Origin of the sequence: Caballeronia sordidicola (genome assembly GCF_000729995.1) — a bacterium.
Taxonomy (GTDB): domain Bacteria; phylum Pseudomonadota; class Gammaproteobacteria; order Burkholderiales; family Burkholderiaceae; genus Caballeronia; species Caballeronia sordidicola_A.
Genome location: NZ_JNFG01000202.1, coordinates 388,004 through 408,635 on the forward strand (window position 1 = coordinate 388,004; position 20,632 = coordinate 408,635).

The 20,632-nt window shown below is 60.1% G+C and carries 26 protein-coding genes and 1 tRNA gene; 16 read left to right on the forward strand and 11 right to left on the reverse strand.

Translation table 11 applies throughout. The features are described from left to right. The first annotated feature begins 184 nt into the window (after positions 1-184). Both FH08_RS0142110 and FH08_RS0142115 read left to right on the forward strand, forming a co-directional pair. Positions 185-688 carry a heme-degrading domain-containing protein gene (locus FH08_RS0142110; RefSeq protein WP_031364118.1) on the forward strand — a complete coding sequence of 168 codons (504 nt, stop codon included), beginning with the start codon at positions 185-187 and terminating at the stop codon, positions 686-688. Between the two features lie 3 nt (positions 689-691). Then, positions 692-1,030 carry a DMT family transporter gene (locus tag FH08_RS0142115; RefSeq protein ID WP_031364119.1) on the forward strand — a complete coding sequence of 113 codons (339 nt, stop codon included), beginning with the start codon at positions 692-694 and terminating at the stop codon, positions 1,028-1,030. 56 nt (positions 1,031-1,086) lie between these two features. Here the strand turns inward: FH08_RS0142115 and FH08_RS0142120 are convergent, their stop codons facing one another. Then, positions 1,087-1,371: a hypothetical protein gene (locus FH08_RS0142120; protein ID WP_235210675.1), complete on the reverse strand. Its 285-nt coding sequence runs from the start codon at positions 1,369-1,371 to the stop codon at positions 1,087-1,089. Positions 1,372-1,801: 430 nt separating this feature from the next. On the opposite strand from FH08_RS0142120, the gene FH08_RS0142125 reads away from it, so the two are divergent. The 5 genes from FH08_RS0142125 to FH08_RS0142145 all read left to right on the forward strand — a co-directional run bounded on the left by FH08_RS0142125 (position 1,802) and on the right by FH08_RS0142145 (position 4,647). Next, a complete protein-coding gene (locus FH08_RS0142125) occupies positions 1,802-2,074 on the forward strand; it encodes a hypothetical protein (RefSeq protein ID WP_031364121.1) in 273 nt (90 codons plus the stop codon). Next, complete coding sequence (locus tag FH08_RS0142130) at positions 2,074-2,445, forward strand: hypothetical protein (RefSeq protein ID WP_235210671.1); 372 nt, start codon at positions 2,074-2,076, stop codon at positions 2,443-2,445. The genes FH08_RS0142125 and FH08_RS0142130 overlap by 1 nt, the downstream gene beginning before the upstream one ends. Before the next feature lie 57 nt (positions 2,446-2,502). Further along, positions 2,503-2,784 carry a DUF1488 domain-containing protein gene (locus tag FH08_RS0142135; protein WP_031364123.1) on the forward strand — a complete coding sequence of 94 codons (282 nt, stop codon included), beginning with the start codon at positions 2,503-2,505 and terminating at the stop codon, positions 2,782-2,784. An 84-nt stretch (positions 2,785-2,868) separates the two neighbouring features. Next, entirely contained in the window at positions 2,869-3,486 is a 618-nt protein-coding gene (locus FH08_RS0142140) for a TetR/AcrR family transcriptional regulator (protein WP_063771272.1), read from the forward strand. 45 nt (positions 3,487-3,531) lie between these two features. Then, positions 3,532-4,647 carry an enoyl-CoA hydratase/isomerase family protein gene (locus FH08_RS0142145; protein ID WP_031364125.1) on the forward strand — a complete coding sequence of 372 codons (1,116 nt, stop codon included), beginning with the start codon at positions 3,532-3,534 and terminating at the stop codon, positions 4,645-4,647. Here FH08_RS0142145 and FH08_RS0142150 read toward each other — a convergent pair. Further along, the gene (locus tag FH08_RS0142150; RefSeq protein WP_031364126.1) at positions 4,644-5,069 is read right to left on the reverse strand and encodes a hypothetical protein; all 426 of its coding nucleotides are present in this window, start codon (positions 5,067-5,069) and stop codon (positions 4,644-4,646) included. The two genes, FH08_RS0142145 and FH08_RS0142150, sit on opposite strands and share 4 nt — an antisense overlap. 278 nt (positions 5,070-5,347) lie before the next feature. Here FH08_RS0142150 and FH08_RS52790 point away from each other — a divergent pair, with 278 nt between their 5' ends. Continuing rightward, positions 5,348-5,491 carry a hypothetical protein gene (locus FH08_RS52790; RefSeq protein WP_160172554.1) on the forward strand — a complete coding sequence of 48 codons (144 nt, stop codon included), beginning with the start codon at positions 5,348-5,350 and terminating at the stop codon, positions 5,489-5,491. A gap of 94 nt (positions 5,492-5,585) precedes the next feature. Here the strand turns inward: FH08_RS52790 and FH08_RS0142160 are convergent, their stop codons facing one another. Continuing rightward, complete coding sequence (locus FH08_RS0142160) at positions 5,586-5,855, reverse strand: hypothetical protein (RefSeq protein WP_031364128.1); 270 nt, start codon at positions 5,853-5,855, stop codon at positions 5,586-5,588. 169 nt (positions 5,856-6,024) lie between these two features. Here FH08_RS0142160 and FH08_RS0142165 point away from each other — a divergent pair, with 169 nt between their 5' ends. The 4 genes from FH08_RS0142165 to FH08_RS0142180 all read left to right on the forward strand — a co-directional run bounded on the left by FH08_RS0142165 (position 6,025) and on the right by FH08_RS0142180 (position 8,226). Beyond that, entirely contained in the window at positions 6,025-6,342 is a 318-nt protein-coding gene (locus FH08_RS0142165) for a type II toxin-antitoxin system RelE/ParE family toxin (protein WP_031364129.1), read from the forward strand. A gap of 3 nt (positions 6,343-6,345) precedes the next feature. Continuing rightward, positions 6,346-6,624 carry a helix-turn-helix transcriptional regulator gene (locus FH08_RS0142170; RefSeq protein WP_031364130.1) on the forward strand — a complete coding sequence of 93 codons (279 nt, stop codon included), beginning with the start codon at positions 6,346-6,348 and terminating at the stop codon, positions 6,622-6,624. 424 nt (positions 6,625-7,048) lie between these two features. After that, positions 7,049-8,050, forward strand: coding sequence for a tRNA dihydrouridine(20/20a) synthase DusA (gene dusA, locus FH08_RS0142175; protein ID WP_031364131.1), 1,002 nt, complete (start codon positions 7,049-7,051; stop codon positions 8,048-8,050). 100 nt (positions 8,051-8,150) lie between these two features. Continuing rightward, positions 8,151-8,226, forward strand: a tRNA-His gene (locus tag FH08_RS0142180). Positions 8,227-8,377: 151 nt separating this feature from the next. Here FH08_RS0142180 and FH08_RS0142185 read toward each other — a convergent pair. From FH08_RS0142185 to FH08_RS0142195, 3 genes are all read right to left on the reverse strand, one after another. Further along, positions 8,378-8,803 carry a type II toxin-antitoxin system VapC family toxin gene (locus FH08_RS0142185; RefSeq protein WP_031364132.1) on the reverse strand — a complete coding sequence of 142 codons (426 nt, stop codon included), beginning with the start codon at positions 8,801-8,803 and terminating at the stop codon, positions 8,378-8,380. Next, the gene (locus tag FH08_RS0142190; RefSeq protein WP_031364133.1) at positions 8,803-9,048 is read right to left on the reverse strand and encodes an AbrB/MazE/SpoVT family DNA-binding domain-containing protein; all 246 of its coding nucleotides are present in this window, start codon (positions 9,046-9,048) and stop codon (positions 8,803-8,805) included. The genes FH08_RS0142185 and FH08_RS0142190 overlap by 1 nt, the downstream gene beginning before the upstream one ends. 76 nt (positions 9,049-9,124) lie before the next feature. Next, the gene (locus FH08_RS0142195) at positions 9,125-10,567 is read right to left on the reverse strand and encodes an MFS transporter (RefSeq protein WP_031364134.1); all 1,443 of its coding nucleotides are present in this window, start codon (positions 10,565-10,567) and stop codon (positions 9,125-9,127) included. Between the two features lie 205 nt (positions 10,568-10,772). On the opposite strand from FH08_RS0142195, the gene FH08_RS0142200 reads away from it, so the two are divergent. The 3 genes from FH08_RS0142200 to gnd all read left to right on the forward strand — a co-directional run bounded on the left by FH08_RS0142200 (position 10,773) and on the right by gnd (position 15,201). Then, positions 10,773-11,825, forward strand: coding sequence for an NADP(H)-dependent aldo-keto reductase (locus FH08_RS0142200; RefSeq protein ID WP_031364135.1), 1,053 nt, complete (start codon positions 10,773-10,775; stop codon positions 11,823-11,825). Positions 11,826-12,108: 283 nt separating this feature from the next. After that, positions 12,109-14,208, forward strand: a complete 2,100-nt coding sequence (tkt, locus tag FH08_RS0142205; protein ID WP_031364136.1) for a transketolase — start codon at positions 12,109-12,111, stop codon at positions 14,206-14,208. A gap of 6 nt (positions 14,209-14,214) precedes the next feature. Continuing rightward, positions 14,215-15,201 carry a phosphogluconate dehydrogenase (NAD(+)-dependent, decarboxylating) gene (gene gnd / locus FH08_RS0142210; protein ID WP_031364137.1) on the forward strand — a complete coding sequence of 329 codons (987 nt, stop codon included), beginning with the start codon at positions 14,215-14,217 and terminating at the stop codon, positions 15,199-15,201. 208 nt (positions 15,202-15,409) lie between these two features. On the opposite strand, the gene FH08_RS0142220 is transcribed toward gnd, so the two are convergent. Next, positions 15,410-16,174, reverse strand: a complete 765-nt coding sequence (locus FH08_RS0142220; protein WP_081889765.1) for an ABC transporter permease — start codon at positions 16,172-16,174, stop codon at positions 15,410-15,412. Between the two features lie 105 nt (positions 16,175-16,279). Next, entirely contained in the window at positions 16,280-17,245 is a 966-nt protein-coding gene (nodI, locus tag FH08_RS0142225) for a nodulation factor ABC transporter ATP-binding protein NodI (protein ID WP_035568610.1), read from the reverse strand. Positions 17,246-17,657: 412 nt separating this feature from the next. Between nodI and FH08_RS0142230 the strand changes: the two genes are divergently transcribed. Further along, positions 17,658-18,164 (forward strand): universal stress protein, encoded by a 507-nt coding sequence (locus FH08_RS0142230; protein ID WP_031364140.1) that lies wholly within the window; start codon positions 17,658-17,660, stop codon positions 18,162-18,164. Positions 18,165-18,272: 108 nt separating this feature from the next. On the opposite strand, the gene FH08_RS0142235 is transcribed toward FH08_RS0142230, so the two are convergent. The 3 genes from FH08_RS0142235 to lexA all read right to left on the reverse strand — a co-directional run bounded on the left by FH08_RS0142235 (position 18,273) and on the right by lexA (position 20,287). Beyond that, a complete protein-coding gene (locus FH08_RS0142235) occupies positions 18,273-18,884 on the reverse strand; it encodes a DUF2939 domain-containing protein (protein ID WP_031364141.1) in 612 nt (203 codons plus the stop codon). 153 nt (positions 18,885-19,037) lie between these two features. Further along, complete coding sequence (locus FH08_RS0142240; protein WP_235210672.1) at positions 19,038-19,424, reverse strand: hypothetical protein; 387 nt, start codon at positions 19,422-19,424, stop codon at positions 19,038-19,040. A gap of 206 nt (positions 19,425-19,630) precedes the next feature. Continuing rightward, positions 19,631-20,287 (reverse strand): transcriptional repressor LexA, encoded by a 657-nt coding sequence (gene lexA, locus FH08_RS0142245; RefSeq protein WP_031364143.1) that lies wholly within the window; start codon positions 20,285-20,287, stop codon positions 19,631-19,633. Between the last annotated feature and the right edge of the window lie 345 nt (positions 20,288-20,632).

Sequence of the window (20,632 nt, forward strand, 5' to 3'; positions counted from 1 at the left end):
GGCGATGGCTTATTAGTAAATCGGTTGCCCGAAAAACAGGCGAGTCGTCAAAGAGCAGTTAAATGACGCAAGTACGCAGATCCCGCTTCTCCGGTCATGTCACAATTTGTGCGATCGCGTCATATGCGGACTACCTTATGATCACGCCGCTCTTCTCTTGTCACTCGTCAGGAAATCATCGCTTATGAACATTGCCCAGGACCTTCAAACTATCGCGCAGCAGGAAAAGACCCTCGTCTTTCCGCAATTCGATTCGGACCGTGCGTGGCAAATTGGTTCCCAACTCCGTGAGATGGCCGTGGCGCGCGGTGCGGTGGTCGCCATAGAAGTGCGCACTTTCGGCCAGCCGCTGTTCTTCGCCGCACTCGATGGCACGACGCCCGACAACGTGCGCTGGGTGCAGCGCAAGGCGCGCACGGTCGAGCACTTTCGCGTGAGTTCTTACGCCATCGGCCTGGGGCTGCAGCAAGCAGGCGCCACACTCGCCGATAAATACAGTCTCCCCGCCGCTGAATTCGCCTCGCACGGCGGCGCATTTCCGCTGACGGTCAAGGGAGCGGGTGTGATCGGCGTGGTGACGGTGTCGGGTCTGCCGCAACGCAGGGACCACGAATTCGTGGTCGAAGCGCTGTGCGCGATCTTGGGCCACGACGCAAGCGCGCTCGCGTTTGCATCGGACAAGGCATAAGCAATGCGCTCATCCGCTTATGTGCTGCTCGCAATTGCTATCGTTGCCGAGGTCGTGGCGACATCGGCCTTGCGGGCATCGGACGGATTCTCGCGTCTCGTGCCGTCGGTGATCGTGGTGATCGGCTACGGCATCTCGTTCTATTTGCTTTCGCTGACGCTGAAATCCCTGCCGGTGGGCATTGTGTATGCAGTGTGGTCAGGTACCGGCATCGTGCTGATCACGCTGGTCGCGGCGCTCCTGTTCAAGCAGATCCCCGATCTGCCCGCCGTGCTCGGCATGGGCCTGATCGTGGCGGGCGTTGTCGTGCTGAACGTGTTCTCAAAGGTCAGCCCGCATTAGTTTTTTGCAGCGTCTTCATTCAGCGTTCTTCACGCGGCGCCAAGGGCGGCAGAACGTCAGTTACAGCGCACGACCATCGAACGATTTTTTACATTCGCCGATACCACGTTCGTGATACTGCCGCCCGTCGGGCCGCCTTCCTCGTTATCCTTCGATACGATCGTATAGCCGCCCGCCCCGCATTTATCGCCGGCCGCGACGTAGCAGCTTGCCCACGTCGTGCTGGCATCGGCGCCACTGCAGTTGATGGCGTAGCCGCTCTGGCCGTCGGGGAGGTGGATCAGCGAGGCATCGGTCGACGATGCACATCCGGCGAGGCTTAAAGCGCCCGCGGCCGCCATGGCCAGGCCGGTGGCCTGTAAAACACGTACAAGACGCACAGGGCGTGCGAGACGCAAAAGTGAGTCGATCGGCAAGCGCCGTGCAAATTGCTTCATTGTGTTCCTCTGGTGGCAACCGCCGGATAACGCCGGGCGCAACGCGAACCACGCGCGAGAACCTTCCCGAACTGGTTATCCAAACCGGTTTCGTACCGTATTTTCCCACACGCGGGTAGGCGCGGTAAAAAGACGCGCCGCTTAGGCTTGCGTGGCTGGCGCGCCGCTTGCAGCATGGACGTCAGCAACCCAATCTTCTAACGCAATCGACGCATCGCCGCCGGAAAAAAATGCAACGGGTTGCAACCGGCGAGAACTATTTGCCGGTCTGCCAACCTTACATAGGACGTACCGGATTTCAGGGACGTCCACGAAAACATACGAGGAAAATGGTATGGCAGAACGTGTCAGCGGCCCGTATCGCGGGTATTACATCAGTGCGGCGGCGCGTCTTACCCCGTCACCTGACCAGGCCGACGGGGCGCCGAAGCCGCCGATCTACGTTGGCTCCGTCAGCGTCGCGCAAGGCGGCCCGGACAACGTCCACCGGTTCGAAACACTCGTCGATCTCGGCGACCAGCGGCGCTTCGCGAGCGAGGACGAAGCGCTCGGGCATGTAGAGCAGGCGGCCCGCGTCTATATCGACAGATTGTTGCAAAATACTTGATGCGAACCCTCAATATCCGTCACCCGGCAATGCGTTGTGTTGCCGAGGCGCTGCTCGATTTGTTCCCGAGCGGCGCGGATATCAGCGAGATCGGCACGGACCAGAAGCCGTGTCTGTTCGTGAGTTGGCGCACCAGCGGGATGTCGAGTCATCCCGGCAATATCGCGTGGGGCGTGCATTACAGGTTCGAGGACGGCGCATTAAGCCTGTTCGACAGCGTGCCGGAGGCGGTGCAGCGCAATTTCTGCGAGCGAGTGAGGGACATGAGCCGGCATCTGAAATTCGACTACGCCGATCGGGACGCGGTGTCGCTGTTGATCGTCGATGTCCCCGCGGAACTTGTCCGGTTGAGCATGAGCGAAGCCGGGTAGACCGTATCCCGGTGGCGCGAGTAGCATCGTTATTTTCCTCAAGCGTTGGAGGTGACCATGAACATTCTTTTTCCAGCCGACGCACCCGCGTATCGCGACACGAATCTCACCGTGGTATTCGCCGCGCTGGTTAACGGCGAGCGGGTTCCGTGCGCGATCTCGGTAGAAGCGCTGGAGGATCATTTCGGCGTGGAAAGCTATGACAGCACGGGTTGGATAAGAGCATTCGATGCCGCGCGTCCGGCCATTGAAGCGGTTGCCCGGGAACATCTGTTCGTGAGCAACGGCACGCCGGTGCTGTTGAAGAGTGGCCATTTTCCGCCGGGGACGGCGAATTAATGCGGCACTATCAACAGGGCGGCTACGCTAAACACCGTTCAGTTTTGAATTGACTTGATTGGCGTTATCGGGAAAATGCGCTGGATGGCCAGCTCAAAGCAACACCTTTCAAACCAGCCGTTATTGCGCATCCATATTCTCGATGCGGCGCGCGCGATTGTCGTGCGCGAAGGTTTCGACGCGTTGTCGATGCGCAAGCTCGCGGAGGTCGTCGGTTATTCGCCAGCGTCGCTTTATTTGCATTTCGCGAGCCGCGATGCCATTGCCCAAGCGCTTTGCGTTGAGGGTCATGCGGGTTTGCTTGCGGAGTTGCATGCGTTTGATGACGTGGCAGATCCCGTCGAACGCTTGAAGGCGATAGCGCATGCGTACGTGGGATTCGGGCAGGCGCATCCGGAGATATACCGGCTGATTTTCATGCAGAATCCGGCTTATACCGATGCGGCATTCAAAGACGCGGCATCGGCCGGCGAGACGGCGCTTTCAATGCTGACTCGGACGCTGGCGCTTCTGGGCAAACCTGTGGCTATGGCCGAGACCTTGTGGGCCGTGTTGCACGGCATTGTGTCGCTGGGCTTGACGGCCGCGCCGGTTTTTACCGCATCGGCCGGTACGTTGATTGATGCAACGCTCGGTCTTTATTCGCCCGGCGCCCCCAAGAAGAAACCTGCTCGTCGACGGCCCGCTGCAAGCGCTGTTTGACGTATTTGCCCGTTCCACTCACACGAATACAAACCTGCATTGCACATGACTGAAATCATCGACGAAATCCGTATTGAACAGGCCCAGGGGATCGGTTTTATCGCGTTGAACCGTCCGAAGGCGTTGAACGCGCTGTCCACGCCGATGCTGCATGCCATTCACCGTGCGCTCGATGCCTGGCGCGACGACGCGACGGTGCACGCTGTGGTCGTCTACAGCCCGCATCCGCGCGCGTTCTGCGCGGGCGGTGATATCCGGTTCTTGTATCAGTCGGCGAAGGCGGGCGAGCGCGCGGTCATCGACGAATTCTTCACCGATGAATATCGCTTGAACCACGCTATTTTTACGTATCCGAAGCCGTATATCGCGTTGCTGAACGGCGTGGTGATGGGCGGAGGCATGGGTATTTCGCAAGGCGCGAAGCATACAGGCGGCGTGCGCGTGGTCACCGGTTCGACGAAGATGGCGATGCCCGAGACGCGTATCGGCTTGTTTCCGGATGTGGGCGTGAGCTGGTTTCTCGCGCGTACGCCGGGCGCGATCGGGCGGTATCTGGCCGCGACAGGCGCGACGATCGATGCCGCCGATGCCCTCTACGCCGGTCTCGCCGATACCTATATGGAAGACGATGCGCTGGCCGGGTTGGGGAATGCGCTGAAGGAAAAGACCTACGCGACGGGTGCGGACGTCGCGCGGTTTGTCGAAGCTCAAGGGCGGCCGGATGCGGGCAAGGCGAGTGATCTCGAGCGCAATCGTCAGTTTATCGACAAACATTTTGCGTCGGGTAATGGCGCGGCGTGTCTGAAATCGCTGGAGAGCGCGACGAGTGTCACGAGCGGGCCGGAAGGCGAATGGGCCGCACATACGGCCGCCGAGCTACGCGAGCGTTCGCCGTTGTCGATCGATGTCTCGCTGGAACTCATCGACCGCGCGAAATCGTCGAGCATGGCCGAGACGTTGCGGCGCGACCTTGGCCTGACACGCACGACGTTCGATCATGGCGATGTGATGGAAGGCATCAGGGCGCGCATCGTCGATAAAGACAATCAGCCTGCGTGGAAAGTGACGCGCGTGGAAGAGGTGACCCGGGAAGAGGTGCTGCGGATGTTCGACAGCCCGTGGACCGAGCCCGACCATCCGCTGGCTGAACTCGCTGATTAGTCCGCGTCGCTGCCGGCGGTGAAGGCGCGCAGGAAGACCAGCGCGCCCCAACCCCACATCGCATTCGATGCAAATCCAAGCGCGAGGCGCGGCAGCATGTTGCCGCTCGGCCAGATGCCGCGCAGCGGATCCACCACGAACACGCCCGCGGCCGTCAGCACGATGCCGCCGAATACCAGCGCGCCCACCCACGGCGCCGTGCGCTCCGGCGAGACGCGCAACAACCACGCCATCAGGATGCCGAACACCGCGCTCCATAACGCGTTGACGATGAACTCGGGAATGCCCAGCGGCAGAAACGGAACGGTGGAATAGCCAGCTGGATCGACCACGCCGGCTGCATGCAACAACGCGATGGTGGCTTCACGGAAAAACAGCGCGGCGAGAAAGCCCGCGACGAACGGAAGAATGACTTTTTGCATTTAAAACCACCGCTTGGGACGCGAGCCGCGGCTGCGCCGATATTTTAAGGTGGCGTCATTATAGGGGTGGGCATGCCGCGTTATGGTGCAATCGGGCGGGGCTTTGCGGTAGATGCAACGGGGTGTTGGCTAATGCGTTAGTCGGGTTGCGGTTTCGCGGCTGATGCACGCCGCTGAAGCCTGATTTGCCTCGACGGATGCCAATCGGATTCCGCCAATGCATCGCGCCCGCCCAATGCTATTTCGCGATTGCGTCGCTGGCCGGATTGTTGTGCAGCATGCGATTACTGTTGGGCGGCAAAGCGGGGCGCTTTGTCGGCATGTTGTCCGGGTTGTACGCATGCGGGCCGCTCGCGTTCGGTGCGCTGGGTGCGACCGGCGGCTTGACCATCGACGCAGTTTCGGCCGGCGCCGCGCTCTGAGCGTGTGCGTTCGTTGCCATTCCAATGCCGATCGCTCCACTCACGAAGGCAAAGGCTACGGCGACACCGCGGAGCTTTCTGATCGCACGGGATTTCATTGGTTTCTCCGAATCGGCGACGCATGCATTTCGCTGAAATCCGGCAAAGCGCGGCGCGTTAGGTTTTGTGACACCGGAGCGCGCCGAAGATTCGTTTTTTTGAAAATCCTTCGCAAAAGAAACGCTATGAACGGGCTCAAAAATCCAGCTGTGCGAGCGCAATTTCGTGTGCGGCCGCTATTTTTTTTCTCGGCCTTGCGTGGGCGCAACAGGCCGCTTTCCTGTTCCGAATAGGCTGGCAGGTTGATACCGAGACGGGTCGCCATGACTGCTTGCGTCAGGTTCGAGTGCTCCCGCCATGCCGCACAGGCGTTGCTTCGTCAACGTGTGGATTTCCAGAGAAGCCGGCATCGACTCCAAGGGGGAGGAGCGCCGACAGGGATTGCAGTCAAAGCGAGCAGTAATTCGCAAACATAGCAAAAAAGAGATAAACTGATGACGTGGCATGTCGAGTTGATACCAGAGGCCGAGGCCGAATTGCTGGCGCTGCCGCCCGATATGCGCGCCCGTTTCCTGCACATCGCGGAGATGCTGGTGGAGTTTGGTCCGCAGCGTGTCGGAATGCCCCACGTGCGCCCGTTGGACGGAAAGCTGTGGGAAATCCGCATGACCGGGCGGGACGGCATTGCGCGGGCGATATATGTCACCCGGACAGGGCAGCGCCTGATTGTGCTGCATGTGTTTGTGAAGAAGACGCAGAAGACGCCGTGGCGGGCTATCGAGATGGCTTATACCCGGATGAGGGAGAATTGAACGATGACTGACCTCGCAACCCTGAAGAAGCGCCTGCTGGCTGACCCGGAGACCCAGGCTGAGTACGAAGCGCAGGCCCCGGAGTTTGCCATTGCGCACGAGCTTATCGCCGCGCGGGTGCGGGCTGGGCTTACACAGGAGCAATTGGCGGAGAAGATGCAGACGACGCAATCGACCATCGCACGCATGGAGAGCGGGCGCACTTTCCCGTCCATGCGCACGCTGTCCAGATACGCCGAGGCAACGGGAAGTCGTGCCGTGGTGCGTCTTGAGGCCGCATAGAGCATGACCTCTGCCTGACGGTATCGAAAGCATCGCAGACATCATCCACAAGCAAGCGGATGCGAAGAGGGCAGTGTTGCGCTGCATTTCCAGGTACTACAACATCAAGGAAAGGCCTGAAGAGTGGCTATTGCCACAGGCTGCTACTTTGCGAAGTCGAATGCCTCGGTCGAGTGGCGCAACGTCCGAAGTTGCGCGATGCTTTCCGGTTTATCGACTCGGGTCGCTAGTGGGCGCACGTCACTTGCGGACTACAGAGTCACAACTTCAGGTGCTACGCAAGATCGATTTGGCGCGGATGAGTCCCAGATCTTGCCGCTAACCCATTTGCAGGCCTCAGACAATGTCCTGCCGGGCGTTACGGTAAAATTACATATTCGGCGCCAAAAACACGCGTCTCATGCTTAAAAAATAGCAACTCCTCATGTCAACAGCTTTAAAACCAAGCCCGCGCCGCGTCAGCGTTGCCCCGATGATGGACTGGACTGATCGCCATTGCCGGTCGTTCCACCGCATCTTGACCAAAGAGACGTGGCTCTATACCGAAATGGTCACGACCGGCGCGCTGCTGCACGGCGATGTCGCGCGCCATCTCGCGTTCACGCCGGGCGAAGCGCCCGTCGCATTGCAATTGGGCGGCAGCGAGCCGGCCGATCTCGCCCGCAGCGCGAAGCTGGGCGAGCAATGGGGCTACGACGAGATCAACCTGAATTGCGGCTGCCCGTCCGAGCGCGTGCAGCGCGGGGCCTTTGGTGCATGCCTGATGAACGAGCCGCAACTGGTGGCGGATGGCGTGAAAGCGATGCGCGATGCGGTATCCATTCCCGTCACGGTCAAACATCGGATCGGAGTGGATGCGGTCGAGGACTACGCGTTCGTGCGCGATTTCGTCGGTACCGTTGCCGATGCCGGTTGTGAAGTGTTTATCGTCCATGCGCGCAATGCGATCCTGAAGGGCTTGAGCCCGAAGGAAAATCGCGAAATTCCGCCGCTCAAGTATGAATATGCGTATCAGTTGAAGCGCGATTTTCCGCATCTGGAGATATCGATCAATGGTGGCATCAAGACGCTCGACGAGGTGGAAGAGCATTTGAAACATGTCGATGGCGTGATGCTCGGCCGTGAGGCTTATCACAACCCTTATGTGCTCGCAGGTGTTGATACCCGCTTTTACGGCGCCGAGACACCTGTGCTGTCGCGTGAGGAGGCTGAGGCGGGTTTGATTGACTATGCGCGTCAGGAAGTGGCGCGCGGAACATTCCTCGGCGGCATTACGCGGCACGCGCTTGGTTTGTATCGAGGCGAAGCGGGTGCGCGTGGCTGGCGTCGCGTGCTCTCGGATAGCCGCCGTCTCGCAACCGGCGATATGGCCATTTTCGATGAAGCACGCACTCATCTGCGCGAAGCTGTCGAACTGATCGAATAAGGGACTAGGCAAAGCGAATCTTTGTTCGTATAATCTCGTTTCTCGATTCAGCAAGCCGGTTCTTGGTGAGCTTCGAGAGGCATCAAGAAGTAAGACAGTGGTGGCTGTAGCTCAGTTGGTAGAGTCCAGGATTGTGATTCCTGTTGTCGTGGGTTCGAGCCCCATCAGCCACCCCAAAGATTTAATGACTTAGCGGGTCTTTAAGCTGCTCTGTTACGGATTTGGAAGATGATTTAGAAAAAGCCCACCTTAGACGTGGGCTTTTTCGTGTTTGTGGTTAGGCGGCACGAGGTGATACATCACCGCATTGCCTGATACCTCACGCCGTTAAAAATCGAGAGGCTTGATTTTCAACCGTTTGGCATTGCGGCCTAGAACGTCATCGAGTGTTGCCATAGCTCTAACCTTGGCCTCCATGGCGGCAGCCAGGTGCAGCGCGTCGCCGGCACGCAACCCGTTAGCGGCGTCCAAAGTCAGCACCGCAGCGCGGTGAAACGTAGACGGTTCAACCGGCAGTAGTTGCAGATCGCTGGCGCAAAGACGTTCAAAGAGCTGCCAGGCGGACGCCCCTTGCTCCGAGGATATTTGGGCCGTCCGTTGCTTGATGCCGAGGGCGCTAGCGAATTCCGTTACACACCATGCGGCCGAGGTCAGTTCTTCCGTACACGCGGCATACCACCGTGCAACAGCGGCGCTCATGGGTTCATTTACGCAAAGTGCCACCAGCACAGACGTGTCTACGTAAATCGCCATCAGTAACGCGCTCCGCGCCGCAACTCTTCCATGACAGGCTGCGATATCGGCATCGTCTCACGTGTCGTTTCAAGCTCCCGAGCAAAAGCGCTGCGGTCCCATTTGGAGGCGCGAATACTTAGACCGCCGTCGATAGTCAATTCAACCTGCACATGGTCGCCTTCCTTCACGCCAAGGCGGCGCACGTACTCGGCAGGAATGCGCAGCGCGAGGCTATTGCCCCATTTTGTGATTTGCAGATTCATTGCACCTCCAATTGATATACGTGTGCGTATATACATACTAGCACTCGATCACGTATGTCACGGGGCTCGAACTGTGTCATCCCTTCCTCCCATGCCCACTCACCTGCGCCCCCGCATTGCGATGCAGGCTGAACAGATCCGCGACCCCGAGCAATCCCACCGCCCCCACGATCAGAAACGCGATACTGAAATCCGCCGGCACGACTGTCTGCGCATCGTGGCCATGCATCCATTCCGCCAGCCTCAACGCGATGGCCCCCAGCGCGACGCCGATTCCCATCGTCAACTGGAATAGCGTACTGGAGAACGCCGACGCGCCGCTCATTTGCGCCTTCGGGACGTCGGCGAAACTGAGCGTGTTCAACGCCGTGAACTGCAGCGAGCGCGACAGCCCGCTTGCAAACAATACGGCGACGATGATCCAGGTCGGCGTCGTCGGCGATATCAAGCTCATCACCGCCAGCGACGCAGCGGCCAGGATCCCGTTCACGATCAGCACCGGTCGAAAGCCGAAGCGCCGCATGACCGGAGTGGTGACGAGTTTCATCGATAAATTGCCGGCAAACACCGACAGCGTCAGCAGCCCGGATTCGAACGCGTTCAGCCCGAAGCCGACCTGAAACATCAGCGGCAGCAGGAACGGCGCCGCGCTGATGGCGATGCGAAACAGTGAGCCGCCGCCCATCGCCACCCTGAAGGTTTTAATCCGAAGGGCGTTGAGATCGAGCACCGGCTCAGCCGCGCGGCGTACGTGCCACCACGCGCCCACGCCCGCGAGCACGCCGAGCGCGATCAGCCCGCTTGCAAATGCCCAGGGCGTGTCGTTGCGGCCGATGAGTTCCATCGCGTAGAGCAGGGTCGTGCACGCGAGGCCGCACATCACGAAACCCAGAAAATCGAAGCGGCGGCTGGCGTGCTCGCGGGTGTTATCGAGGTAACGAAGCGCGACAATCAAGCCGATCAGCCCGAGCGGCAGATTCAGATAAAAGATCCAGCGCCACGACGAATACGTGGTGATAAACCCGCCGAGCGGCGGCCCGATCACGGGCGCGACAAGGCCGGGCCAGGTGATGATCGAGATAGCGCGCATCAGCCCCTCTTTGGGCGTTGCGCGCAATACCGCGAGCCGTCCGACGGGCACCATCATCGCGCCGCCGATACCCTGCAGCACACGCGCCGCCGTAAACGTGGGCAGCGTCGACGTCATGCCGCACAGCACGGACGCAATCGTGAACACGGCGATCGCGCTGCCGAACACGGTGCGCAGGCCGAAGCGATCCGCAGCCCAGCCGCTAATGGGGATGAACACGGCAAGCGTCAGCAGATACGACGTAATGCCCAGGCTCAGGTCAACGGGGTGTAGCCCGAACGAGCGCGCCATTTGCGGCAGCGCCGTGGCGATGATCGTACCGTCGAGGTTCTCCATGAAGAAGGTCGCCGCGACGAGCATCACGATGACAGAGGAACCGCGTGGATTCGCCGCGCCGGACGTGGTGCGGGTGAGGTCGGGGGCCTGCATGAAAGGCGTCTCTCTTATATGGATCTGAATGAGCGCAGCGAGATTGAAAAGCTAATGAAAGGCACGGCTCGCCGCATGCCGACAGCTTACCGGGCAAGGCGAAGGCTGTGGCGATGAGCATCGCTGCAGCGAGGCCCGCGCTATGGTAGCTTCGGCATTCGGCGAGCGCCTTTAAAACCTGAACACGAACATGGGGAAGCAAGCGATGGAGTTTCGGAAACTCGGTGGAACGGATGTCAATGTCAGCCTGATCGGACTGGGCACGATGACCTGGGGCGAACAGAACACGGAAGCCGATGCACACGCGCAACTCAACGCCGCGCGCGATGCCGGCATCAACCTGATCGACGCCGCCGAGATGTACCCGGTGCCGCCGCGCCCCGAGACGCAAGGGCGCACGGAGGCGTACATCGGCACGTGGCTTGCAGCGAACCCGGGCGCTCGTGAAAAGATCGTGCTCGCCACCAAGATCGCGGGACCCGCGCGCCAGCCGCACAATCCGCGGCACATTCGCGGCGCAGGCAACCAGTTCGACCGTCAGAACCTGACCGAAGCCGTCAATAGCAGCCTCGCACGGCTCCAGACAGATTACGTCGATTTGTACCAGTTGCACTGGCCCGACCGCAGCACGATGACGTTCGGACGCGCGAACTATCCGTGGATCAAGGACGAATATACGGTGCCTATCGAAGAGACGCTAACCGTGCTCGGCGATCTCGTGAAAGCGGGCAAGATCCGCTACGTCGGGGTATCGAACGAGACGCCCTGGGGTGTCGCGCAATTCCTGCAAGCTGCCGATAAACTCGGCCTGCCGCGGATCGTGAGCATCCAGAATCCGTACAGCCTGGTGAATCGCACGTTCGAAACCGGGCTCTCGGAATTCACGCACAAGGAAGACGTCGGCCTGCTGGCGTATTCGCCGCTGGCGTTCGGCTGGCTATCCGGCAAGTACGAGGGCGGCGCGCGTCCGGCAGGCGCCCGCATTACGCTGTTCGAGCGGTTCGCACGCTACAGCAAGCCGCACACGGTCAAGGCCGTCAGCGGCTATGTGGAGCTCGCGCGGCGGCACGCACTGAGTCCGGCGCAACTCGCGCTCGCGTTCGTGAACAGCCGGCCGTTCACGACCAGCACGCTGATCGGCGCAACGTCGCTTGCGCAATTGCACGAGAACATCGGTAGCCTGGACGTAAAATTGTCCGATGAGATCCTGGCTGAAATCGATGCGCTTCACGAAGCGCAGCCGAATCCCGCGCCCTGATCGTGTCGGTGAAAACTGTCATACGCTTGCCGTACGCTGGTTCAAGAATGGCGACGAATTTTTACCCATTGCGTTCGTTTTTGCCTGGTTTCAAGCGTAAAGTTGTTCTCTCGTTGATGTCGTAATCGTCTGTCATAAGCCGCGCCGTGCTTGGCTGGCGCGCGCTTCGCTGCTCTTTGGTGACGCGCCAGTTGTCATGGCACTACACTTGCTCGAAGGACCCGGTTGCCCGCTGTGGCGCCTCTCGTGCCTCAGCGCGCCCTACGCAAAGGAGTCGTCGCTCATGCCGCAAACCCCCTCGAAGTCCTCTTCCGATCTCGACACCCTCGCCATCAACACCATCCGCACGCTGTCCATGGACGCCGTGCAAAAAGCCAACTCCGGTCACCCGGGTACGCCGATGGCGCTTGCACCAGTCGCCTTCCATCTATGGCAAAACCACCTGCGCTATGACCCGGCTGAGCCGCTCTGGCCGAATCGCGACCGCTTCGTGCTGTCGGTCGGCCATGCATCGATGCTGCTGTATTCCATGCTGCACCTGACCGGCGTGAAAGCCGTCGATCACGCGGGTAAGGCAACGGGTCGTCCGGCTGTGTCGCTCGATGACATCAAGCATTTCCGGCAACTGGATAGCAACACGCCAGGCCATCCCGAATACCGCATGACGACGGGCGTCGAAACCACCACAGGTCCGCTTGGGCAGGGGCTTGGAAACAGTGTGGGCATGGCGATGGCCGGGCGCTGGTACGAGTCGCATTTCAACAAGCCGGATGCGAAGATCTTCGACTATCACGTGTACACGCTGTGCGGCGACGGCGACATGATGGAAGGCATCTCGCATGAAGCTGCGTCCATCGCGGGACATTTGAAGCTGTCGAATCTGACGTGGATCTATGACAGCAACCGCGTGACCATTGAAGGCCACACGGATCTCGCGTACAGCGACGACGTGGAAACGCGTTTCAAGGGCTACCACTGGAACACGCTGCACGTTGACGACGCTAACGACGGCGCCGCGCTCGAAGCCGCGCTGAAACAGGCCAAGGCCAACACCGACGGACCTACGCTGATCGTGGTGAGGAGCATTATCGGCTGGGGTGCGCCGCATAAGCAGGACAGCTCCGCGGCGCATGGCGAGCCGCTGGGCGTAGAGGAAATCAAGCTCGCGAAGAAGTTTTACGGCTGGCCGGAGGACTCGAGTTTCCTCGTGCCGGACGGCGTGTACGAGCATTTCAACGAGGGCATCGGCGCACACGGCAAGGCGGCGCGCGAAGCGTGGCAAAAGAGTTTCGATGACTACGCGACGAAGTATCCGGACCTGGCGAAGGAGTTTGCGCAGATCGAAGCGCATGAGTTGCCGGCGGGTTGGGACGCGGACATTCCCACGTTCGACGCCGATGCGAAGGGCATGGCGTCCAGGGAATCGTCGGGCAAGGTGTTGAACGCCATCGCGAAGAATTTCCCGTGGATGATCGGCGGTTCGGCGGATTTGTCGCCATCGACGAAAACCGATATGAAGTTCGAAGGCGCGGGCAGTTTCGAGCACGACAACTACGCCGGCCGCAACCTGCACTTCGGCATTCGCGAGCACGTGATGGGCGCAATCTGCAACGGGCTTGCGGTGTCGAACCTGCGGCCCTACGGCTCCACGTTCCTGATTTTCAGCGACTACATGAAGCCGCCCATCCGGCTTTCGGCCGTCATGGAAGTGCCCGTGATCTACGTGTTCACGCACGATTCCATTGGACTGGGCGAAGACGGACCGACGCATCAGCCGGTCGAACAAATGGTGTCGTTGCGTGGCGTCCCGGGGCTCAGCACCTATCGTCCCGGCGATGCGAACGAAGTCGCCGAAACGTGGCGTGCCGCGCTGGCCGAGCCGCAACGTCCGGCGTGCATTGTGGTGTCGCGCCAGCCGATGCCGACTTTCGACCGGTCGAAATATGCATCGGCGAAGGGCGTTCACAAGGGGGCGTATGTTCTCGCCGATGCCGAAGGTGGCAAGAAACCGGAAGTCATCCTGATGGCAACGGGCACCGAAGTGTCGGTGTGCGTCGACACCTACGAGAAGCTCAAGAGCGAGGGTATTGCCGCGCGGGTCGTCTCCATGCCGTCATGGGATCTGTTCGAACGGCAGGACGACGCCTATAAGGATTCCGTGTTTCCGTCGGACGTCGACGCGCGCGTGTGCGTGGAGCAGGCAGGCACGCTTGGCTGGGATCGTTATGTTGGCCGTCTCGGTTCGCAGATCGTGATGCATACGTTCGGGGGCTCGGCTCCAATTGCAGACCTGAAGAAGAAATTTGGCTTCACGCCGGAACACGTCTACGCCGAAGCGAAAAAGCAGATCGAACGCGTCAAAACCACCAACCATAAGGAGTAAGCCATCATGCAGATTGGAATCGTGGGACTAGGCCGTATGGGCGCGAACATTGCACGCCGGCTGATGCGCGGCGGGCAGACGTGCGTGGTGTACGACCATGCGCCGGAAGCCACGCAGGCGGTCGTGGCCGACGGCGCGACTGGATCGAGCGACCTGGGCGATCTCGTGAAGAAGCTTGCTGCGCCGCGCTCGGTCTGGCTGATGTTGCCGGCAGGCAAGATCACCGAAGACACGCTGAACGATCTCTACGAGATACTGGAAGCAGGCGACACGATCATCGACGGTGGCAACAGCTTCTACAAGGACGACATCGTCCACGCGGCGAAGCTGAAAGAGAAGGGCATCCATTTCGTCGATGTGGGCACGTCCGGCGGTGTGTGGGGATTGGAGCGTGGCTATTGCATGATGATCGGCGGGGAGAAGGACGTGGTGCTGCGGCACGATCCGATTCTGTCGGTGCTGGCGCCTGGACGCGGCGATATTCCCGCCACGCCGAATCGCGAAGGCCGCGACACACGCGTGGAAAACGGCTATATGCACGTGGGACCGGTCGGGGCGGGTCATTTCGTGAAGATGGTGCATAACGGCATCGAGTACGGCTTGATGCAGGCATACGCGGAAGGGTTCGACATCCTCAAGCACAAGTCGTCGACGGAGTTGCCCGAGGCGCAGCGCTACGATCTGGATATTGCAGATGTTGCGGAGGTGTGGCGGCGCGGCAGCGTGGTGTCGTCGTGGCTGCTCGATCTGACCGCGGGTGCGCTGGCGGGTAACAGCACACTCGACAAATACTCCGCCGAAGTGGCCGATAGCGGCGAAGGGCGCTGGACGATCGAGGCGGCGCTCGAGGAGGCGGTGCCGGCGCAAGTCTTGTCGGCGGCGCTGTATGCGCGGTTCCGGTCGCGCGAAGATAATTCGTTCGCCGACCGGATGCTATCGGCAATGCGGTTCGGGTTTGGCGGTCATAAGGAGTTCAGTCCAGGACTGAAGTGAGCTGATTTTTCCGCTGGGTTTGCCGCTGGGTTTGCCGCTGGGTTTGCCGCTGGGTTTGCCGCTGAGTTTGCCGCTGGGTTTGCCGCTGAGTTTTCCGCAGCGGCAAACGGATTGACCTACGTTAAAAAGCCCGTCTCAACTCACGTTGAAACGGGCTTTTTTTCGAGTGCAACGGCTTCGAGTGGTCTTATATTCTCGGTGAATCCACTCAACGCATCATCCGTCGACGGAACAGCACCGCGCAGATAAAAAACGGCACGATGGCATACGCCGCGAGCACGGCCACATGCAGCACCACGTGTTCTGCGGGCCGGTCGAGCATCGCAGGTCGGATCAGCGCGACCGCGTGCGACAACGGCAACAACAGCGAGACGTTTTGCGCCACCGCCGGTAACTGCGTGAGCGGGAAAAACACGCCGGAAAGCAGCAACATGGGCGTGAGCGCGAGCGTCTGGTAGAACATGAAAAAGTCATAACTCGGCGCCACGGCGGTCACGATCATCGCCGTGCTTGCGAACGCCAAACCAGTCAGGACAATCACGGGCAACGCATACAGCATCGTCGGGAAACTTGCATAGCCGAGCACGCCCGCCACCAACATGATTGCCACGCCCGACAGCACCGATTTGCTCGCCGCCCACACGATTTCCGCGAGCACGATATCGCCCAACGTGAGCGGCGTATGCATGATCGCCTCCCACGTGCGCTGTACATGCATGCGCGAGAAGCCGGAGTACATGGATTCGAAACTCGCCGACATCATCACGCTCGACGCCACCGTCCCCGCCGCGAGAAACGCGATATACGACACTCCGTCCACGTGGCCGACCATCAAGCCGAGCCCAAGACCCAGGCCGAACAGATAGATCATCGGGTCGGCGAGGTTGCCGAACATCGATGCAATCGCGAGCTTTTTCCAGACGAGATAATTTCGCCGCCAGACCGACATCCAGTTCGATGCGTTTGCGGGCATCGCGCTCAGGAATGGCTCGCGTTGGGGCTTGCGTGCGGTGCGTCTTGTTCGCGCAACTGACGCAGACGATTCAGCGGTATTCACATTCGGTTCGCTCGACATCGATCAGTCCACCATCTCGCGCCCGGTCAGGCGCAAAAACACATCTTCAAGATTCGCTGGCCGATGCAGATACCGCACGCCCGGCCGTCCCTTGACTCGCTGATGCACGGGCGCGGGGTCATCGACGTAACAAAACAGCGTTTCGCCGCTGATCTCCATGCGCCCGACGAACGGAAGAAGTTCATCACGAAGGGCTTGAGGATCGGGACCATAAATCTCGATCACGTCGCAACCGATGACCCGCTGGATCAGGTCGTCAGGTTTGCCTTCGGCCACCTTGCGTCCTTCCTCGATCACGCACAGCCGGTCGCAAAGCCGTTCGGCCTCCTCCATGAAATGCGTGGTGAGCAGGATTGTCTTGCCGCGCGCGAGCAGCGAGCGCAGCCGTTCCCAGATCAGGTGCCGCGCTTGCGGATCGAGCCCGGTGGTCGGTTCGTCCATGACCAGTACGTCGGGATCGTTGACGAGTGCGCGCGCCAGTGTCAACCGCCGCTTCATTCCGCCCGACAACTCGCCGACCCGCGCGTTCGCCTTGCTTTCCAGCCGCGCGAATTCGAGCAGCGACGGCACCACGGCTTCAATTTCGCTACCGCTCATGCCGAAATACCGGCCGAACACAAGCAGGTTTTCGCGGACGGTGAAGTCCGGATCGAGGTTATCGAATTGCGGCACGACGCCCACGCGACGACGGGCATAGCGGGCGCGTGACGGAATAGGTTCGTCGACGAGACAGATCGTGCCCGCATCCGGCGCGGTCAGGCCGAGCAGCATCTTGAGCGTGGTCGTTTTACCCGCGCCGTTGGGACCGAGCAGGCCGAAACACTCTCCAGGTTGGACGTGGAAAGACAGGCCGTTGACGACCGTCTTGTCACCGTAATGCTTTTCGACGTCGATAAACTCGATCGCCGGCTTTGCCCGTACGGCGGTCGTGCGGGTTGCGTCGCTGGAGAACACTGCTGCATCTGACATGCGAAAAACTCAGGTATTGGGTCGGTAGCGGGTCTGGAGTCGGTCTCAAGACAAGCTAAGTAGTTTAATCGATTGCACCAATGAGGCGCGTCCCTCTGTTTGAACTGCACTGCGGCCGCGCACGCGGGCTATTTTGCGGTCGCCGGACGCCTCTGCAAAGCTTGACTCAATGACCGAAAGGCCCGTCCAGAAAGGGATTTGCGTTCCTGGCACGGTGCCCGCTTGGCGTTTCGCGAGCAACCGGGCCGCATTAGCGTTTTCCATCGTTGCCACCGTTTCAGCGACGCACCATGATGAAGGCAACGCGGCCCGGGTTTTGTCGCCCGCCCGGCCCACGGGGCAGAATCTGCAAGACTATGACGACCGTTTTTTTGATGCCCTTTGCTGCCGTTGTGCAGCGCGGAGAACCACCATGGCGAGCTATCGAAAAATCCTGTTGTGTTACGACGGCTCTCGCGAAGGGCGCAAGGCGTTACGTGACGGCGCGAATCTGGCGCTCGACCTGAAAGCCGAAACGCATGTGCTTGCCGTTGTCGACATGCGTTCCAGCATCGCCCAAAGCGCGGGCCTTCTCACCGATATGGCGTGCGGCCGTTTCGAAGACGCCGCCCGAGACATCCTCCGTGAAGGTGTGGAATGGCTGACGGAGCGGGGCGTTCCGGCACAGGGACACTTCGCGTTCGGCCATCCTATCGATGAAATTGCCGGGCTGGCCCAGAGCTTGCAGGTGGATCTGGTGGTGGTGGGGCATCGGTGCCGCACGGGCCTTGCGCGCTGGTGGATGGGCTCGGGCAACACGCCGCTGATGGATCGGGTGTCCTGCAGCATTTTGGTGGCGGTGTCGCCGACGGGCACATCGGCCGAGCAGGAAGACGCCGCCCATGCAGCGAAGCCCGCGAAAGCCGAGGCCAGTGTTTGATGCGTGAAGGCCCGCTGAGAGCAGCAGGCGGCCAAGCCAGTGCCACTCTCAGCCCGCAACAACTGGGCGCACAGCCCCGTGTTGTCGCGGGAGAGCTGATCTCGATCGCTATTCGTTGTTCAACTCCACCGCGACCAGTTTCCACGAGAACAACCCGTATCGCCGGAGAATGGCCGAATAGCGCGCGTCGCCAGCGCCATGCTGGTAATTCACCGCGAAAGTATCGAAACTTCGATATCCCGCCGTGGTTTGGGGCGGGGGTTTCGGTGCGGACGGTGAAGCGACGGCAGGCGCAGGCGGCGCGGTTCCGGGAACGGCAACCACAGCGCCGCTCGACTCGGACTGAACCGGCGGCTTCTCGCCCGGATCACCCTTTGGCGGTATGCCATTGAGAATAGCCGCCACGCCGTCGGGCGTTGCATACGAATCGACCAGCGGGCCGATCAACGCCGCACCAATCATGGCGCCGATCATTGCTAGTGGATTGCCGCTCTTCTGTATATCGATCCTTCGGGTCAGCAACTGCCCGACCTGATCCTTCAGGCTTCCACGCAGCAGAGGAAAGTCGACGTATTGATTAACCGTTTGAGCGTCACGCGCGTCGGCGGCGCGTTTCAACCGGTCGAGCGCGATATACGGTGACGCATAGATCACACCAAGTATCGCGACGACAACAACAAGCAACAACGCAATGACAACGGACTTGCTGGTACGGGACATACGCTAGGGCGCCTTTTGGCTGAGAGGTGGGTGCGGCTCGAATGCAAGCGTTGAGGTCAGAGATGACTCAACCCTCAGATGGACCGCAACGGCGCCAGAATTATCCCTTCGTTGTTCCTGCGTTATTCCTGTTTATTTCATCGCTTTTTAAACTTAAGCGAGCAATCCGCCTTCAATACCAGCCTGCTCGTCGTCGATGCAGCGGTCGATCATGCGCGACACCGCTTCGATATTGCCGACCATGATGACCCGCGACTCGCCGCGATAAACCCGAACCGGCGCGCGTTGCTCGGCCTGCGCGTGCACCGAAGCGCTCAGCGATACCCGGGCGAACGCCGGTTGCCGCGACGGCAGGACAGGCAGTTCGTCGAAGAGGTCGGGGGTGTCAGCCGGCTTTTGCGTCTTGCACGAGATCAGCGAGCGCAGATGCCGCAAACGACCGAACTCGCGGAATTGCCGAAACGAAAGCGGTGCGCGTGCGGTCGGCGCGAACGATGTGGATAAGAAAGAAGCAGAAAACAGCCGGGCGAATCGTTCCATGATGTTTCTCCGATAACCGATGACTGATGACAATAGGGCGCGCGCCGGTTCATCGCTAATGCGACGACCGTCACGCTTTATGGGGCCGAAATTCAAGCGCAGCGCGGCTGGAGGGCAATGACAGGGAGCACCCGAAACACCTGCTGCCGCGCTGCAAATCAGAAATCAAAGCAAAAACTGAAACCTTGCGAAAACCAGATCAGATATCAAAGCTCGCCGGAACGAATCAATCCGACCGCAATACCTTCCAGCGCAAAGTCCTCACTGCCTGACGCGACGAAGATGTTCTCGTAATCAGGATTTTCAGCAATCAGTTCAACGCCATCCGGACGACGTTTCCAGCGTTTGACCGTGACGTCGTCGCCGAGCCGCGCCACCACGATCTGCCCGTCCTTCGCCTCGTTTTTCTTTTGCACAGCGAGCAAATCACCGTCGAAGATGCCTGCGTCGCGCATGGAAAGCCCGCGCACCTTCAACAAATAGTCCGGTTTGCTGGAGAACAGCGCCGGATCGCAGGCGTAGTGCTGCGAGATGTGTTCCTGCGCGAGGATCGGGCTACCGGCCGCTACGCGACCGACTAGCGGCAAGGACAGCTGCATGATGCTGGCATGCGGCAGCGTGAACTGATGAGGCGCGTCCTCAAAGCCGCCATTGGTCAGCACGCGAATGCCGCGCGATGAACCCGCGGCCAGTTCGATCACCCCTTTACGCGCCAGCGCCCGAAGATGTTCTTCGGCGGAGTTGGCGGAGCTAAAACCAAGTTCGGCCGCGATCTCGGCGCGCGTGGGCGGAAACCCCGTGCGTTCGATCGCGCGCTGGATCAGTTCGAAAACTTCTTGCTGCCGCGCAGTCAGTTTGCTCAATTTGGTCACGTGCTTTTGCCCCTTTTATGGCCGGTCGTCCACTGTATGGATGAACAGATGCCTGTAGTTTTATACAGTATTCGGCGCTTTTCAAGCTTTACTTTAAGTTCGACGTCGTCAGAACCACACAGCGCCGGAAAACAGGGTGCTCTAACGTCCGTTTGATGGCCGCAACGCCGCTTCCAGTCTTCATTAGCACTTTTTGATCTAAAAGAATGAATAACAATTATTTTTAATAATGAAAGCCCATCGATAGACTCGGCTGCTCAAACATATAAGACGGGGAACGGGGCAATGCTGAGTCGGAATTCGGGGTGGGGCGCACGTGCAAGGAAGCTCTGTCTC

What these genes read in the sequence shown, in the direction of transcription:
- FH08_RS0142195 (WP_031364134.1), bottom strand. Translation starts at nt 10,567, where the DNA reads ATGCAGGCCCCCGACCTCACCCGCACCACGTCCGGCGCGGCGAATCCA.
- FH08_RS0142190 (WP_031364133.1), bottom strand. Translation starts at nt 9,048, where the DNA reads ATGAATCTGCAAATCACAAAATGGGGCAATAGCCTCGCGCTGCGCATT.
- gnd (WP_031364137.1), top strand. Translation starts at nt 14,215, where the DNA reads ATGCAGATTGGAATCGTGGGACTAGGCCGTATGGGCGCGAACATTGCA.
- FH08_RS0142145 (WP_031364125.1), top strand. Translation starts at nt 3,532, where the DNA reads ATGACTGAAATCATCGACGAAATCCGTATTGAACAGGCCCAGGGGATC.
- dusA (WP_031364131.1), top strand. Translation starts at nt 7,049, where the DNA reads ATGTCAACAGCTTTAAAACCAAGCCCGCGCCGCGTCAGCGTTGCCCCG.
- FH08_RS0142185 (WP_031364132.1), bottom strand. Translation starts at nt 8,803, where the DNA reads ATGGCGATTTACGTAGACACGTCTGTGCTGGTGGCACTTTGCGTAAAT.
- tkt (WP_031364136.1), top strand. Translation starts at nt 12,109, where the DNA reads ATGCCGCAAACCCCCTCGAAGTCCTCTTCCGATCTCGACACCCTCGCC.
- FH08_RS0142130 (WP_235210671.1), top strand. Translation starts at nt 2,074, where the DNA reads ATGCGAACCCTCAATATCCGTCACCCGGCAATGCGTTGTGTTGCCGAG.
- FH08_RS0142135 (WP_031364123.1), top strand. Translation starts at nt 2,503, where the DNA reads ATGAACATTCTTTTTCCAGCCGACGCACCCGCGTATCGCGACACGAAT.
- FH08_RS0142240 (WP_235210672.1), bottom strand. Translation starts at nt 19,424, where the DNA reads ATGGAACGATTCGCCCGGCTGTTTTCTGCTTCTTTCTTATCCACATCG.
- FH08_RS0142125 (WP_031364121.1), top strand. Translation starts at nt 1,802, where the DNA reads ATGGCAGAACGTGTCAGCGGCCCGTATCGCGGGTATTACATCAGTGCG.
- FH08_RS0142170 (WP_031364130.1), top strand. Translation starts at nt 6,346, where the DNA reads ATGACTGACCTCGCAACCCTGAAGAAGCGCCTGCTGGCTGACCCGGAG.
- FH08_RS52790 (WP_160172554.1), top strand. Translation starts at nt 5,348, where the DNA reads ATGCGATTACTGTTGGGCGGCAAAGCGGGGCGCTTTGTCGGCATGTTG.
- FH08_RS0142165 (WP_031364129.1), top strand. Translation starts at nt 6,025, where the DNA reads ATGACGTGGCATGTCGAGTTGATACCAGAGGCCGAGGCCGAATTGCTG.
- FH08_RS0142220 (WP_081889765.1), bottom strand. Translation starts at nt 16,174, where the DNA reads ATGCCCGCAAACGCATCGAACTGGATGTCGGTCTGGCGGCGAAATTAT.
- FH08_RS0142235 (WP_031364141.1), bottom strand. Translation starts at nt 18,884, where the DNA reads ATGTCCCGTACCAGCAAGTCCGTTGTCATTGCGTTGTTGCTTGTTGTT.
- FH08_RS0142115 (WP_031364119.1), top strand. Translation starts at nt 692, where the DNA reads ATGCGCTCATCCGCTTATGTGCTGCTCGCAATTGCTATCGTTGCCGAG.
- FH08_RS0142230 (WP_031364140.1), top strand. Translation starts at nt 17,658, where the DNA reads ATGGCGAGCTATCGAAAAATCCTGTTGTGTTACGACGGCTCTCGCGAA.
- nodI (WP_035568610.1), bottom strand. Translation starts at nt 17,245, where the DNA reads ATGTCAGATGCAGCAGTGTTCTCCAGCGACGCAACCCGCACGACCGCC.
- FH08_RS0142160 (WP_031364128.1), bottom strand. Translation starts at nt 5,855, where the DNA reads ATGGCGACCCGTCTCGGTATCAACCTGCCAGCCTATTCGGAACAGGAA.
- FH08_RS0142200 (WP_031364135.1), top strand. Translation starts at nt 10,773, where the DNA reads ATGGAGTTTCGGAAACTCGGTGGAACGGATGTCAATGTCAGCCTGATC.
- FH08_RS0142150 (WP_031364126.1), bottom strand. Translation starts at nt 5,069, where the DNA reads ATGCAAAAAGTCATTCTTCCGTTCGTCGCGGGCTTTCTCGCCGCGCTG.
- FH08_RS0142140 (WP_063771272.1), top strand. Translation starts at nt 2,869, where the DNA reads ATGGCCAGCTCAAAGCAACACCTTTCAAACCAGCCGTTATTGCGCATC.
- FH08_RS0142120 (WP_235210675.1), bottom strand. Translation starts at nt 1,371, where the DNA reads ATGGCGGCCGCGGGCGCTTTAAGCCTCGCCGGATGTGCATCGTCGACC.
- FH08_RS0142110 (WP_031364118.1), top strand. Translation starts at nt 185, where the DNA reads ATGAACATTGCCCAGGACCTTCAAACTATCGCGCAGCAGGAAAAGACC.